Raw genomic sequence first — 14,193 nt, 5'->3', positions numbered from 1 at the left:
CAGGAAAGGCATCACCCATGACGACGACGTCGACCCCGAGCGGCACCGCCGCAACCGGTCGCGTCGCGCCCACCGCCGGCCGGACGAGCACTCCTCGTCCGGCCGGTGACGGGCCGCGGCGCCGCCCCAAGCGCGACACTCTGGCCGGATACGCCTTCCTGTCCCCCTGGCTCATCGGCTTCGTCGGGCTCACGCTCGGCCCGATGCTGATGTCCCTCTACTTCGCCTTCACGGACTACAACCTCTTCACCGCACCCGAGTGGGTCGGTCTGGCCAACTTCGAGCGCCTGATCGGCGACCCGAAGTTCCTCCAGTCGGTGCAGCTGACCCTCGCGTACGTGTTCATCGGGACGCCGGTCAAGCTCGCCGCGGCGCTGGTCGTCGCGATGCTGCTCAACTACTCCGCCAAGGGCACCGGATTCTTCCGCTCGGCCTTCTACGCACCGTCGCTGATCGGAGCGAGCGTCAGCATCGCCATCGTGTGGCGCGCGATGTTCTCGACCGACGGCCCCGTCGACTCCGGTCTGCAGGTCTTCGGGATGGACTTCGGCGGCTGGGTCGGCGTGCCGGCCCTCATCCTGCCGATGATGATCATCCTCGCGGTGTGGCAGTTCGGCGCCCCGATGGTCATCTTCCTGGCCGGTCTCAAGCAGGTCCCGGCCGAGCTGTACGAGGCCGCGATGATGGACGGCGCCGGATTCTGGCGCAAGTTCCGCAGCGTCACGCTGCCGATGCTCTCGCCGGTCATCTTCTTCAACCTGCTGCTCGAGATGATCAACGCGTTCCAGGTCTTCGCCTCGGCGTACATCATCGGCAACGGCACCGGCGGCCCCGCCGGAGCGACCAACTTCTACACGGTGTACCTCTACACCCGTGCGTTCACGAACAACCAGATGGGCTACGCCTCCGCGATGGCCTGGGTCCTCCTGCTGTTCGTCGGCATCCTCGCCTTCGTCCTCTTCAAGACCCAGAAGAGCTGGGTGCACTACTCGGGAGACACGCGATGACCACCTTCGACACCACTCTTCCCTCGGCCGACACTCAGGTGCTGACCGAGCCGGCGCCGAAGAAGCGTCCCGCCCGCAAGCGCCCCAAGGCGACGACGATCGTCTGGATCGTCGCGATGATCGCCCTGACGGCGGTCGTGCTCTATCCGCTGATCTGGATGGGCGCCGCGGCGTTCAAGCCCAACAGCGAGTTCGGCGGCCAGACGTCGCTCCTGCCGCAGAACCCCACGATCGACAACTTCGTGAAGGTCTTCGCGGGGGTGGGAGGAGTGCCGCTGTGGCAGTTCTTCCTCAACTCCACGGTGCTCGCGATCGGGTCGGTCATCGGAGTCGTGATCTCGTCGTCGATGGCGGCCTACGCCTTCGCGCGGCTCGACTTCCGCGGCCGTCCGCTCTACTTCGCGCTGATGATCGGCACGCTGCTGCTGCCGATGCACGTGCTGCTGATCCCGCAGTACACGATCTTCCGCACGCTCGGCATGATGGACACCTACTGGCCGCTGCTGATCGGCAAGTTCCTCGCGACCGAGGCGTTCTTCGTCTTCCTGATGGTGCAGTTCATCCGCAACCTGCCCCGCGAGCTCGACGAGGCCGCACGGATCGACGGGGCCGGCCACATCCGGGTCTTCGGCTCGATCACGATCCCGCTGATCCGCCCCGCGCTGATCACGTCGTCGATCTTCGCGTTCATCTGGAGCTGGAACGACTTCCTCGGCCCGCTGCTCTACCTGAACACCCCCGACAAGCAGCCGCTGCCGCTGGCGCTGCGCGTCTACAACGACCAGACCTCGGCGTCCGACTACGGAGCGACCATCGCCGTCTCGGTGCTCGCGCTGCTCCCTGTGCTGATCTTCTTCATCATCTTCCAGCGCTTCCTCGTCGACGGGGTCGCGACGCAGGGTCTGAAGGGCTGACATGACGCTCCAGCGAGGGGAGTCGAAGCGGCGCTCGCGCGCGACGGCCTCGGCCCGGCGCGCGGCCGCCGACGGGAGCGGGCTGCGCTGGCCCGGTGCCGCCGACCGCTTCGCCCTCCTCGCGGAGGTCCTGTTCACGGGACTGATCGTCGCGACTGTGTCGCTGGGGATCGTGACGATCCCGCTCGCGCTGGCCGTGGGCATCCGCCACCTCCGCCGCTTCGTGCTGGCCGAGGCGACGGGGCTCGCGCTGGTGTGGGGCGACGTCCGGGCCGGCTTCGTCGGGGTGCTGCCGGTGGGGGCCGGCGTCGCGCTCGCCGGTCTCGTGCTGGGTGCCGACCTCGTGCTGATCTCGTCGGGCGTGCTGCCCGGCGGAGTCGCGGTGGCGGTGGTCTGCACGGCGCTGCTCGCGGCGATCGCGGTGGTCGTGCTCGTCGCGGCGACCGACTGGGAGCCGGGGTCGCGGTGGGGGGCGCTCGTGCGGTCCGCCGCCCGGCGCTCAGTGCGCGACGTGCGCGGCTCCGCTCTGCTGGCGGGGGGACTGCTGCTGACCGTGGTGTCGGCGTGGCAGCTGGCGCCGCTCGTGGTGCCGGCGCTCGGATGCCTGGTCTTCGCAGCGCTGGCGGTGCGGTTGTCGGGGGAGGCGCGCTGACAGCGCGATCTTCTGCGCCGCTCATGTACGTGAGATCGGGTGTACAAGTACACTCGGAATCTCACGTACGACGGGATCACCATGAGCGACAGCACACGACCCACGCCCGGAGGCGCCCTGTCGCTCGACGACATCGTCGGGCGCGACGAAACGGTGGACCGCTGGCTGGTCGTGCTGCGATCGGGGTCGGGCCTGCTGAGCGAGCCGCGTCGACTCGGCAAGACCCAGGCGCTCAAAGTACTGAAGGCGCGAGCGCCCGCTGACGAGTGGACGGTCGTGGTCACGTCCTTTCAGGCGGCTTCCACTCTCGCCGAGATGGCCGAGACCGCCATCGGCTCGATGATGAACGCCGCCGGCGCGGGCACCAGGATGTGGATGTCGCTCAAGGCGTTCGGCTCCACCGTCAGTCAGTTCGGTTTCACGCTGAATGATGGCACCTCGTTCTCCCTGTCCCCGGTCTTCATCGACGACCCCTTGAGTGCGCTCGAGAAGGTGCTGGTCGCTGCCGCGAGGAACCAGGATGGCTCGATGCTCCTGCTCGCCTGGGACGAAGTCCCCGACATGGTGTCCGCCATCGCAGCGAACGAGGGGAAGGCGAGCGCGATCCGCCTGCTCCGAATGCTGAGGCGGTGGCGGGAGGACCCGCGGCTGGGGGCGATCAGGTGGATCCTGACCGGTTCGGTCGGGCTCCACCACGTCGTTCGGCAGCTCGCGATCACCGTCGATGTGACGAACGACCTCCAGAACCTCCGTCTGGGACCCCTGGGCCCCGATGATGCTGCGATCGTCGCGAGGAAGACTCTGAGAGGCGCGGGAATCATTGCGCCGACCCGTGAGGTCGTCCTCGCACTCGTCGAGATCAGCGACGGTATCCCGTTCGTCATCCACCTGGTCGCAGCGGCGGTCGAGGAGAGCCGTGTCGTGGAGATCTCCGCACCCTCGCTCGAGGCGACGTTCCTCGGAGTGATGCGGGACTTGGATCACTCGAAGCAGCTGACGCCGTTGCTCACGCGAGTCTCCGGTTTCTACGGACCGGACGACGTGCTGGCGGAATCGCTGCTGGACCACACGTGCACCGGTAGTCGCTCGTTCGTCGAACTGTGCGATCTGGGCGCGGAGAAGGCGGACGCGTCCGTGCGCGATGTCGAGCGCGTTCTCGGGCTTCTCGTGCTCGATCACTACCTCGTCGACGACGGGTCGTACCGCTGGCGGTACGACGTCCTTCGCCGCTTCTGGGCGCTGCGCACGAGAGGGAGGAGAAGCGTATGAGTGAGAGCCGTGGCAAAGCTTTGCGCAGTCGTTTCACCCCCAGCCTCATGCAGGAGGCGGACCTCGAGACTCTCTTCGTCGCGAGAGAGAACCTCCTCGGCATGGTGGCCGGCAGGATCGACGAGGCCGTCGTCTCGGACTCGAGATCGCACCTCGTGTTCGTCGGACCGCGCGGAGCGGGCAAGACCCACCTGACGAGTCTCAACTACTACCGGGCCAAGCGCAGGGACGACTTCGGTGCACGCTTCGCGCTCAGCTGGCTTCCCGAAGATCCATGGCTCGTCGATTCGGTCGACGACTTCTTCGCCTCGGTCGTCGAGCACGCCGAGCCGTCCATCGACGGAGACGGACCGCCGGAGCGGATCATCGCCGATTGGTCGCGCCGTCACGGCCCGATCGTCGTCTTCGTCGAGAACGTCGACCAGATCCTCGACGCGATCGGCGGCGAGGGGCAGCGGCGCCTGCGCGCCTTCCTCGAGAACACGAACGCGCTCCTCCTCATGGCGACGTCGACGCGCCTGCTCCAGCCCGGCGAATTCGCTGCGCAGAAAAAGGAGGGTGCGGCGACCCACCGTCAGGAGTCGCCGTTCTACGGATACCTCCGTGAGGTCCCGCTGAAGCCGTTCACCACGGACGAGGCGCGGGAGATGCTGACCGCCATCGCCCACCTCGACGGCGACCAGGAGCTGGTCGGGGCGCTCGGTTCGACTCGCGGGCGGTCGAGGCTCTCCGTGATCGAGCACCTGGCGGGTGGCCAGCCTCGGGTGTGGGCGCTGCTGGCGTCCGGGCTCTCGGTGCACGGACTCGAGAATCTCGTCGCGCCGCTGATCGACCGGTTCGATGACTTGACTCCCTACTACCAGGAGCAACTGGCGCGGTTGTCGCCTCACGAGCGGAAGATCGTGCGAGCTCTCGCGAAAGCCGACCACCCGATGTCGGTGAAGCGGATCGCTGCAGCCACGGGAATCGCAGAGCGGAGCGCCGCGCGCACGATCGTCGACCTCCGATCGAAGGGATGGGCCGTCCCTTATGACGGTGCTCTGACGGAGATGCTCGACAAGCGGCTCCAGATGTACGAGCTGGCCGAGCCGCTCGCCCGGCTGGTGTTCCAGATCAAGGAGTCGCGCGGGAAGCCGATTCAACTGGCGGTGGATTTCCTCACGGCTTGGTTCGAGCCGGAGGAAATCGACGGAGTGTGGAGCAGCTCGAGCGTCGAGGCGGATCTCGACGCGGCACTACGCGACGGGCGGCCTGCAATCGAGCTCGCGCGTGACTGGGCGACGCTCATCTCGAGCGATGAATGGGATCACCGCGAGCGATCCGATCTGTTCGAGCAACTTCTCCTCAGGGTTGATGAGTCCCTGGTGCTGCTCGCCTCGGGGGACGCGACCTCCGTCATGGAACTCCCCAGGTCGATCTCGCGGGTGATCGAGGAATGGATGACCATGTCGAGCATCGGTCTCCTTCGACTGAAGTTGCTCTGTCTCTCTCGTGCTGATGCCGCCAGGGCCCTGCAACGGGCGGAAGACGCGCTGGCGAGCGTGAACGAAGAGGAGAAACCTGAAGCTTGGGGTTACGCCTGTGTCGTCTACGCGGGTGTCGGCGAGAAGGAAGCGGCGAGGCGTATCGCCGTCGAGTTAGTCGAGTCGTCCGAGACGTCGATCGAGGCCCTGAGGAGGGCGACAAGGCTCCTCCAGGAACTCGGCGCGGTCGAGCTGAGGGACGTCGTCCTGGCCGCCTTGGTGCGCAAGGCCAGATCAGACGCTCCGGATCCTGAAACCCTCGCTCGCTTGTACGAGGAATCGGACTCTGCGACCGACGTCCTCGTCAAGCGTGATGCCGACCGACCCGCGCTCTCTTTCGACCTCTTCGTCGCGGTCGGCAGCGCCGTGCAGTATCTTCTCGCCCTCGAGCTGGAGGCAGATGTCCACCCGGAACGCCGGAGTGCCGCCTCCGAGGAGGCAAGCCGCGTCCGCGCCGCCTATCGATCCGCCGTGGGGACGATGCTCCGAGGAGGAGGTGGTCTGCCAGTGACCGGAGACGCCTCTGCGAGAGTCGTTCCCTTCAGCGACGAGCGCGGGTAGGAAGCGCGGCCGTTCGGCCTGGGAGGCGAGCTCTGTACTGGTGCAGATTCGGTGATGACGCCTTTCCTCACAGAACTGTGCGAAGTCCGGGAACGGGAACACGTGCGCGGGGAGTGCGTTGAAGCCCGTATGACGACTTACGGAATCATCGGAGCAGGCAACATCGGCAGCCAGATCGCTCGCGCGGTCATCGGCCAGGGCGACGACGTGGTGATCGCGAACTCCCGCGGACCCGAAACGCTCGCGGACCTGATCGCGGAGCTCGGCCCGCGGGCGCGGGCCGCGACGGCGCAGGAGGCAGCCGAGGCCGCGGACGTCGCCGTCGTGACGGTGCCGCTGAAGAACCTCGACCAGGTGCCGGTGGCGCCGCTCGCGGGCAAGATCGTGCTCGACACGAACAACTACTACTTCGAGCGCGACGGGCACATCTCCGCGCTCGACGCGGGAGAGACCACCACGGCCGAGATGGCGCAGGCGCACCTGCCCGAGTCGAAGATCGTGAAGGCCTTCAACCACATCATGGCCGCCGACATCACCACCGACGGCTTCCCCGCCGGCGACCCGCAGCGCCGCGCGCTCGTCGCGTCCAGCGACTACCCCGAGGCGCTGCACTTCGTGACCGACCTCTACGACCGGCTCGGCTTCGACACCGTGACCGTCACTCCGCTGTCGGAGTCGTGGCGCGTGGAGCGCGACCGCCCCGCCTACGGCGTGCGGCAGTCGAGCGCGGAGCTCGAGGCGAACCTCGCGAAGGCGCCGCGCACGGTCTGACCCGCTGCCCCGGTCCGAGCTCGGCCTCGCATGTCGCTTCCGCCTGCGAGAGTGGACGGGAGTGAGCACGAGCCGCCCGGCTCGGACCGGAGGGAACCGCCATGGCATCCGACGCCCGTCGCATCCGCACGAGAGGCGCGCTGTCTCGGCGCGGGATCGTGCTCGGCCTGACCGCGCTGCCGGTCCTGCCTCTGCTGAGTGCGTGCACGCCCGACGGCGGAGGCCGCGAGAGGCAGGCGTCCGACGCCCCGCAGCGCCCGAGGACGGTCACCGCCGCACCCGCCGGCCCGGTCGTGCTCGCCGCCGATGCCGCCGCCGTCAGTGCGGCCCTGTTCACGAGCGCGCCGCTGGTCGTCGTCGTCGAGGAGGCTCCCGCCTCCGTGATGCTGGCCGCGCAGCTGGCGATCACGTGGGGGGTGCCGCTGCTGGTGGCTCCCGCCGGCTCCGCCTCCGCGTCCCCGGCGCCGGGTCCCTTCGATGCCGAGCTCGAGCGCCTCGGCACCGAGCGCGTCGTCGCCGTGGGCTCCGTCACCGAGCCGGCGGGCATCGAGACCGTGCGCGCCGAGGCGGCACCCGAGGCGATCGCCGAGGCCACCGGAGTCGAGGTGTCGGCTCTCGCGATCGCCGACCTGGCCGCCTTCGCTCCCGGCTCGCTCCCCGAGCCGCCCTTCGGCGCAGTGCCCGACCGGGCGGAGCCGCTCACGGGCGTCCTCGCGCTCGCGCAGCCGGTCGAGGCCGACGTGCCCGCGCTCGCCACGGCCAGAGCGGCGGGGATTCCGGTGACCCTCGTCGAGAGCGCCGATCTCCTCGCCTCGGGAGCCGCGGTCTCCGCCGTCGCCGACTCCGCTCCCACCGCGACCCTCCTGCTCGGGGCGCAGCTCGCCGCGCAGACCGCTCCGGAGTGGTCCCTCCGCGCCGCCGCGACCGGCTGGCAGCTGCCGGGCGGCGGGCAGCGCCTGTTCGGCGGGCACCTGTTCGTCGCGATCTACGGCACCCCCGGCGCCCCCGTGCTCGGGGTCCTCGGTGAGCAGGGCCTGGAGGCGACCATCGAGCGCGCCGCGACCGTCGCCGAGCCGTACCGCGAGCTCACTCCGCTGCAGGTCGTGCCCAGCCTCGAGATCATCACGACCGTCGCGGCCGGCAGCGCGGGAAGCGACGGCGACTACTCCAACGAGCTGCCCGCCGAGGGCATCCGTCCCTACATCGACGCGGCGGCGGCCGCCGGCATGTACGTCGTGCTCGACCTGCAGCCGGGCCGGTCCGACTTCCTCACCCAGGCCCGCGCCTACGAGGAGCTGCTGCGGCTGCCGAACGTGGGCCTCGCCCTGGATCCGGAGTGGCGGCTCGCCCCCGACGAGGTGCCGCTCGCGCAGATCGGTCGCGTCTCGGCCGCGGAGGTCGACAGCGTGTCGAGCTGGCTCGCGGACCTCGTGCGCGACGCCGGACTGCCGCCGAAGATGTTCGTGCTGCACCAGTTCCGGTCGTCGATGCTGCAGGACCGCTCGAGCATCCGCCGCGACCGCCCCGAGCTCGAGTTCCTGGTGCACGTCGACGGCCAGGGCGCGCAGCCCGACAAGCAGGCCACCTGGAACGCGCTGCACCGCGACGCCCCCGAGGACCTCGCCTGGGGCTGGAAGAACTTCTACGACGAGGACCTGCCGATGCTCACCCCCGCCGAGACGATGGCGGAGGTGTCGCCGCTGCCAGATCTGGTCACGTACCAGTAGGCGGCGGGCGGCCCCCGAGCTCAGCGGTGGTGGGTCTCGATACGCGCTGCGCGCTACTCGACCAGCGGGGGACTTCGCCGATCGAGAAGCCCGCGCAGCGGGCGTATCGAGATCCCCCACCGCATGCACGGTGGCCGAGCGGCCCCGAAACGGGGCCTGCGCCGCTCCGAGAGCCCGGTTCGGGCCCACTCGGAGTCCGTCATCGCCGCGAGTCGGCACGAGTCGGGCTCTGAAGGCGCCCGCCGGCCCGTTCCGCGACCACTCGCCGCGCTACTCCGGAGCGTCGACCAGCGTCAGCGCAGGCAACCTCACCGAGGCGTCGGCGCTCCACGCCGCGAGGACGCACGGTCCGAGATCAGCGGCGGCCGCGACTCCGGCGTCGAACCGCGTGGTCCAGAGCGCGAACGTCGTACCGTCGACGTCGAGCGGCTCCCAGTCCCCTCCGGTCGCGGCGAGCACGTCGGCCTGCACCGAGACCGCCTCCATGGCTGCACGGTTCTCGGCCCGCGAGCCGGCGAACACGGTCGTCTCGAGCAGCAGGCTCCTGGCCGCCAGCGCCGCCACGGCCCGGCGGTCGGTCGGGGTGGCGAGCACCGCGTCCCGGACCATCCGCGTGCCCGTTCTCAGCAGCGTCCGCAGCACGACTCCGTCCGACGCGACGGACACGTCGTCCGGCCCGCCGCCGACGATCTCCCAGGGCCGGTCGACGGGGACGAGGATGCGCATCGTCGCATCCTGCCACCTCGGCCACGGTCAGGCGTCGGCCACCCGGCCGAGCCGTGCGCTGATCTGCGCCGCAGCCTCGGCCGCCAGCTCGTACGAGTAGCCGCGCACGAAGGGGAGCGACCTCGACACGAGCAGGAAGTCCGACTCGACCTCCTCGGCACCGTGCCGCCAAAGGATCCGGAGTGCGGGGATCGGATCCACCCCGTTCACGTGGACCGCCTCGGCGGACAGGACGTCCGCGAGCGGGAGCGCGACGAGTTCTCGCGGGGGATCCGCCCGCCACACCGCGATCCGCTCGTCGTCGATGCTCAGCACGTAATGCATCGAGACGGTCCAGGCATGCGCCCTCTCGGCGAGCCGGTCGGTCAGGTCCTTCACTCCCAGATCGTCGCCCGCGTCGTGGCCCCGCGCAGGGAAGAGCACGGCGTCGGGGAGGAGGCGCCGGAGTGCGCGCTCCGTCAGCAGCGCACCGCGGCGGGAGAGGTACCAGAGCATCGCGGCCAGCAGCAGCCCGCACAGGGCCGCGGCCCATCGGGACTGTCCGACGGACATCAGGACGGCGGCGCCCGCGATCACCGCGATGCAGTCGGCCGGAGTCGACCAGCGCTCGATCGACTCCTTCACCCGCCCATGATGGCAGGCGGTGCTCACGAGTCGGCGACGGCTCTCAGCGCACCCCGCCGGTCGACGCGCGGACGATCAGCTCGGGCTCGAAGCCGGCGGAGCGGACATCGGTGTCGCCGCGGATCGCCGCGATCAGCAGCTCGGCAGCGCGCTCGCCCATGCGGTGGGTGGGCTGCCGGATGGAGGTCAGCGGCACGACGGCCGCGTCGGCGAACGGGATGTCGTCGTAGCCGACGAGGGCGATGTCGCCGGGGATCGAGACGCCGCCGCGGACCAGGCTCTGCATGACGCCCAGCGCCAACTCGTCGTTCGCGGCGAAGATCCCGTCGGGCCGCTCGTCCGCCGGCATCGCCAGGATCCGCTCGCCCAGCTCCCGGCCGAGGCCCGGACCCATGCCGACGGTCTCGATCGAGGAGAAGGCGGCGCCCGACGCGCGGACGGCCGCCGAGCAGCCGTCGAAGCGGTCGCGCACCTGCGGGATCCCGAGGGTGCCGCCGAGGAACAGGAGGCGGCGGCACCCGTTCGCGAGGAGGTGCTCGGCCGCCATCCGACCGCCGAGGACGTCGTCGAGGGCGACCGACAGCAGTCGGCCGCGCGGATCGACCTGGTCGACCAGCACGACCGGCACGCCGCGGTGCTCGAAGACGTCGAGGTGGTCGAGCGAGGACGCGATCGGCGCGAGCAGCACGCCGTCGACGCGCTGGCGGGCGAACAGGTCGAGGTAGCGCAGCTCGCGGGCCGCGGAGTCCTGCGTGGCGCCGAGGACGAGGGAGTAGCCCGCCTCCTCGGCGCCGTGCTCCGCTCCGAGCGCGAGCTCGGCGTAGAACGGGTTGCCCAGGTTCACGACGGCCATGCCGACCGCCATGCTCTTGCCCGCGCGCAGCTGCCGGGCGGCCACGTTCGGGATGTACCCCAGGGCGGCGACCGCGTCGGCGACCGCCGCCATCGCCGCGCTGGACACCCGCTCGGGGCGGTTCAGCGCGTACGAGGCGGTGGTCACCGAGACGCCGGCGCGGGCGGCGACGTCGCGGATGCCGACCTGGGGCACGGGATCAGTCCGTGCTCGAGGAGCGGCGGCGGGAGCCGATCAGCAGGGCGGCGCCGCCGAGCAGGAGCGCGAGGACTCCGGCCGGGAGCAGCGACAGGTCGGCTCCGGTCGACGCCAGCCCTCCGTGCGAGCCGCCCGAGGCGCCGGGCGCCGCGGTGCGGGTCGGCTCGGGACCCGGCGCGACGGGCGCCGGAGCGGTCGCGGTCGGCTCGGGAGTCGGCTCCGCGGTCGGTCCCGGAGTCGGCTCGACGGTCGGTCCAGGCGTCGGCGCCGGCGTCCCCTCCTGCGCGAGCACCGGCACCGTCGACCAGTCGATGTCGCTCGCCAGGCCGTACGAGGTGTACGACGGCTGGTTGTACGCGGTGTTCTGGCGCGCGACCTCGACCCGGTACTGCGGGTCGTGCATCAGCGTCGTCAGCTTGCGATCGGTGACCTCGGTGCTCGAGTAGATCCGGATCGCGCTCGAGTCGGCGGTCGGCAGCAGCAGCTCCTCGCGCCAGTCGCCCAGCACGTCGGCGACGAGAGAAGGGTTGCCCTTCGTGCCGTTGTTCGTGACGGTCCCCTCGGCCGAGAGCAGCACCTCGCCGGCACCGGTGACGATCGTCGGAGTGACGGGAGTCGCGTCCTGCATCGTCGTGCTCGCGACGATCTGGGTGGTCATGTCGGCCGCCCAGCGGATGCTCTGGTTGGTGCCCGGCTGCGTGTCCGAGAGCGGCGCGCCGCTCGCGCTGAGCGTGCCGACGGCCCAGACCTCCTGGCCGGGCAGGGCGGGGTCGATGTCGCCGATCATGCCGCGACCGGTGTCCTTGCCGGTGTAGGCGCCGAAGAGCACCTCTCCGGTGGCCGCGTCGCGCAGCGCGTAGCCGTACGGGGCGTACGCGCCGCCCTCGTGCACCGTGAAGACCTCCAGCCCGGGGCGGGCGGGATCGATGTCGGTGACGTGCATCGCATCGCCGTGGCCGAGTCCCGCCTCGGTGCCGGGAGCCGCGCTGCCCTCGGGCAGGGTGTCGAACGACGTGTACAGCAGGCTCCCGTCGTCGTCGAGGGTCGCGGAGCCGTAGACGATCTCCTGGCGGCCGTCGCCGTCGACGTCGGCGGCGCTGAGCGAGTGGAAGCCCTGCGTGGTGAGGCGGCCCCACTCCTCGCTGGTGCCCTCGCGACCGTGCGGGCCGTCGTTGAACGGGTTCGTCATCGGCACGTGGCCGCTGTCGGCGATCCACCGCCGCGTCAGGTCGGAGCCGTCCCAGTCGTAGGCGACGACGACGGCGCGCGTGTAGTAGCCGCGGGCGAAGACGGCCGAGTGGGTCTCTCCGTCGAACGACGCGACTCCGGCGAGGAAGCGGTCGACACGGTTGCCGGGCTCGATGCGCGACATCGCGTAGTCGCCCCAGAGCAGTCCGTCGTCGCCGCGGCCCGGCTCGTAGGCGGCGGTCTCGAGCTCGGCTCCGGTCTCGCCGTCGAACACGGTGAGGTACTCGGGGCCGGTGAGGACGAAGCCCTCGAAGGTGGTGAGGTCGTTGCGGTCGCTGCGGCCGGGTGCGTAGACGTCGATGAAGTAGTCGACGAGCTCCTCGGCGCCGGCGCGGTCGAGCGGGTACTCGTGCGTCGGAGTGGTGCCGAACGCCTCCTCGAGGGTCGCGGGCCACTGCCCGCTCGTCACCTCCTCGCGCTCGCCCCAGCCCTGGAAGACCCCGATGAGGTGCCCGCGGTAGTCGGCCGCGGACATCCTGTAGTCGTCGTCGGCGGTGACGCCGGCCGCGACGTCCTCGGGCAGCAGGGTGATCGACTCCGCCCCGGAGGCGTCACCGCCGGGCAGCACGCGGGTGCCGGGTGCGGTCTTCGTCATGATCTCGGAGCGGCCGTCGCCGTCGAAGTCCGAGACCATGAACTGCGTGTAGTGCGCGCCCGAGCGGATGTTGACGCCCAGGTCGATGCGGTGCAGCAGTGTGCCGTCGGCCTCGTAGGTGTCGAGGTAGGTGTTCCCGGTGTACCCCTTCTGCGAGACGTCCTTCGCGTTCGACGGGTACCACTTCACGACGTACTCGTAGTCGCCGTCGCCGTCCATGTCGCCGACGCTCATGTCGTTGGCGCTGTAGGTGTACGCCTCGCCGGCCGGAGTGACTCCGTCGGCCGGCTTCTGCAGCGGCAGGGTCTCGAACGCGTCGGCCGAGGCCGTGGCGGGAGCGCTGGGCTCGCCCGGCTCGCCGTCGACGATCGGCACGACCCGGTACGCGTCTCCCGGGGCGCCGTCGGGGTCGTGCAGGTTGGTGCTGTCGGTGACGACTCCGATCCGCTCGGTGCCGCGGAGTACGGCGAAGTCGGCGCCGACCATGCCGGTCGCGGAGGAGCCGGTTACCTCGGTCGCGAGCAGCCGCCAGCTGACGAACACCCCGCCGTCCGGCGAGGCGAGGGCGACGACTCCGCGGTCGAGGTCTTCGAGCTGCTGGGTGAGCAGCGGATTCGCGGCGGGCGCGGTCAGCGGGGCGGCGGAGGAGGGGGCGGCGGCGGCGAACGAGACGCCGGCGACCAGGGCGAGGCAGAGGCCGGAGCGCAGGGCCCGGCGGGAGGAGGCGGGCCCGGTCGGGACCGGACGGCGTGGACGTAGGAACGAATTCGGCATTGAATCCCTCGGCATCGATGGAGTCCGGGAAGCAGGAATGCGTTTTCCCGGCACGTCCGCCAGCCTAGGCGACCCCTTTCACGAGGGTCAACCACGCTGCCAGCGGTCGGACTCCGCGCAACACCTTCCGGGCGATCGCGCGCCGATCCTGGAGCCGACTCTGCGACGCTGCCTACTCTGGCCGGGCGCGGCCACCGCGGCCGCAACGTCGAAGGAGTTTCGATGTCGAAGCGCAGAACGACCGCCCTCTTCGCGACCATGGTCATGGCCGTCGTACTCGGAGCGTCAGGAGCGCCCGTGGCGACTGCCGCGGAGATCAGCGCACGGTATGTCGTGACGACTGCCGCCATGCCTCAGAGCGTCGTCGATTCCGGCGTCGCGGGTGGTGGAATGACGACGATGGCGAGTCCGGTTGCGTCGAGCTGGAACGACCACCGCGGCCGCAGAGTCGTGCTTCGCGCCGACGCTCAGAACAAGCTCTGGACGAAGCACAACATGAACCGGAACGTTCCGCGGGTCGCTACTCAGTACCCGGACAGCTCGCGCGCCGAGTCCGGCACCTCGTGGGAATACTTCACCACTTTCCAGCAGCGGAACGGAACGAAGATCACCCGGCAGCAGCAGGTGCGAACAGTCGTCGACTTCCGTAACGTGGGAGGGAGCCCGCAAGGCGTCATCACTGCCTACTGCGTAGGGCTCGTTCGTTGCCCCGATTGGATCGACCAGGTTGTCGGCTAGTCCATCACTTCCC

12 protein-coding genes are annotated in these 14,193 nt (G+C 70.2%); 8 read left to right on the top strand and 4 right to left on the bottom strand.

All coding sequences use genetic code 11. The annotated features are described in order from the left end of the window. The first annotated feature begins 17 nt into the window (after positions 1-17). The 7 genes from LRG51_RS09775 (at position 18) to LRG51_RS09745 (ending at position 8,424) form a co-directional block, all read left to right on the top strand. Complete coding sequence (locus LRG51_RS09775; RefSeq protein WP_055785568.1) at positions 18-1,007, top strand: carbohydrate ABC transporter permease; 990 nt, start codon at positions 18-20, stop codon at positions 1,005-1,007. After that, the gene (locus LRG51_RS09770) at positions 1,004-1,921 is read left to right on the top strand and encodes a carbohydrate ABC transporter permease (protein ID WP_055785571.1); all 918 of its coding nucleotides are present in this window, start codon (positions 1,004-1,006) and stop codon (positions 1,919-1,921) included. Before LRG51_RS09775 ends, LRG51_RS09770 begins: the two co-directional genes overlap by 4 nt. A gap of 1 nt (position 1,922) precedes the next feature. Further along, on the top strand, positions 1,923-2,573 hold the full coding sequence (locus LRG51_RS09765) for a hypothetical protein (RefSeq protein WP_230672495.1): 651 nt from the start codon (positions 1,923-1,925) through the stop codon (positions 2,571-2,573). Positions 2,574-2,726: 153 nt separating this feature from the next. After that, the gene (locus LRG51_RS09760; RefSeq protein ID WP_230672493.1) at positions 2,727-3,842 is read left to right on the top strand and encodes a hypothetical protein; all 1,116 of its coding nucleotides are present in this window, start codon (positions 2,727-2,729) and stop codon (positions 3,840-3,842) included. Further along, entirely contained in the window at positions 3,839-5,926 is a 2,088-nt protein-coding gene (locus tag LRG51_RS09755; RefSeq protein ID WP_230672491.1) for a hypothetical protein, read from the top strand. Before LRG51_RS09760 ends, LRG51_RS09755 begins: the two co-directional genes overlap by 4 nt. A gap of 102 nt (positions 5,927-6,028) precedes the next feature. Then, positions 6,029-6,697 carry an NADPH-dependent F420 reductase gene (locus LRG51_RS09750; protein WP_268788494.1) on the top strand — a complete coding sequence of 223 codons (669 nt, stop codon included), beginning with the start codon at positions 6,029-6,031 and terminating at the stop codon, positions 6,695-6,697. 101 nt (positions 6,698-6,798) lie between these two features. Next, positions 6,799-8,424: a hypothetical protein gene (locus LRG51_RS09745; protein ID WP_230672489.1), complete on the top strand. Its 1,626-nt coding sequence runs from the start codon at positions 6,799-6,801 to the stop codon at positions 8,422-8,424. Between the two features lie 270 nt (positions 8,425-8,694). Here LRG51_RS09745 and LRG51_RS09740 read toward each other — a convergent pair whose 3' ends face one another. The 4 genes from LRG51_RS09740 to LRG51_RS09725 are packed head-to-tail and all read right to left on the bottom strand — an operon-like array spanning position 8,695 to position 13,442. Beyond that, positions 8,695-9,150 (bottom strand): hypothetical protein, encoded by a 456-nt coding sequence (locus LRG51_RS09740; RefSeq protein ID WP_230672487.1) that lies wholly within the window; start codon positions 9,148-9,150, stop codon positions 8,695-8,697. A gap of 27 nt (positions 9,151-9,177) precedes the next feature. Beyond that, a complete protein-coding gene (locus LRG51_RS09735) occupies positions 9,178-9,774 on the bottom strand; it encodes a hypothetical protein (RefSeq protein WP_230672485.1) in 597 nt (198 codons plus the stop codon). Positions 9,775-9,817: 43 nt separating this feature from the next. Then, positions 9,818-10,822, bottom strand: coding sequence for a LacI family DNA-binding transcriptional regulator (locus LRG51_RS09730; protein ID WP_230672483.1), 1,005 nt, complete (start codon positions 10,820-10,822; stop codon positions 9,818-9,820). 4 nt (positions 10,823-10,826) lie between these two features. Then, complete coding sequence (locus LRG51_RS09725) at positions 10,827-13,442, bottom strand: rhamnogalacturonan lyase family protein (protein WP_230672481.1); 2,616 nt, start codon at positions 13,440-13,442, stop codon at positions 10,827-10,829. Between the two features lie 222 nt (positions 13,443-13,664). On the opposite strand from LRG51_RS09725, the gene LRG51_RS09720 reads away from it, so the two are divergent. Continuing rightward, the gene (locus tag LRG51_RS09720; RefSeq protein ID WP_230672480.1) at positions 13,665-14,180 is read left to right on the top strand and encodes a hypothetical protein; all 516 of its coding nucleotides are present in this window, start codon (positions 13,665-13,667) and stop codon (positions 14,178-14,180) included. The last annotated feature ends 13 nt before the right edge of the window (positions 14,181-14,193 follow it).

This window comes from Rathayibacter sp. Leaf248 (assembly GCF_920939495.1).
Taxonomy (GTDB): Bacteria; Actinomycetota; Actinomycetes; order Actinomycetales; family Microbacteriaceae; genus Rathayibacter; species Rathayibacter caricis.
Note: the sequence above shows the minus strand (reverse complement) of the source record. Positions and strands in the feature narration are given on the sequence as shown.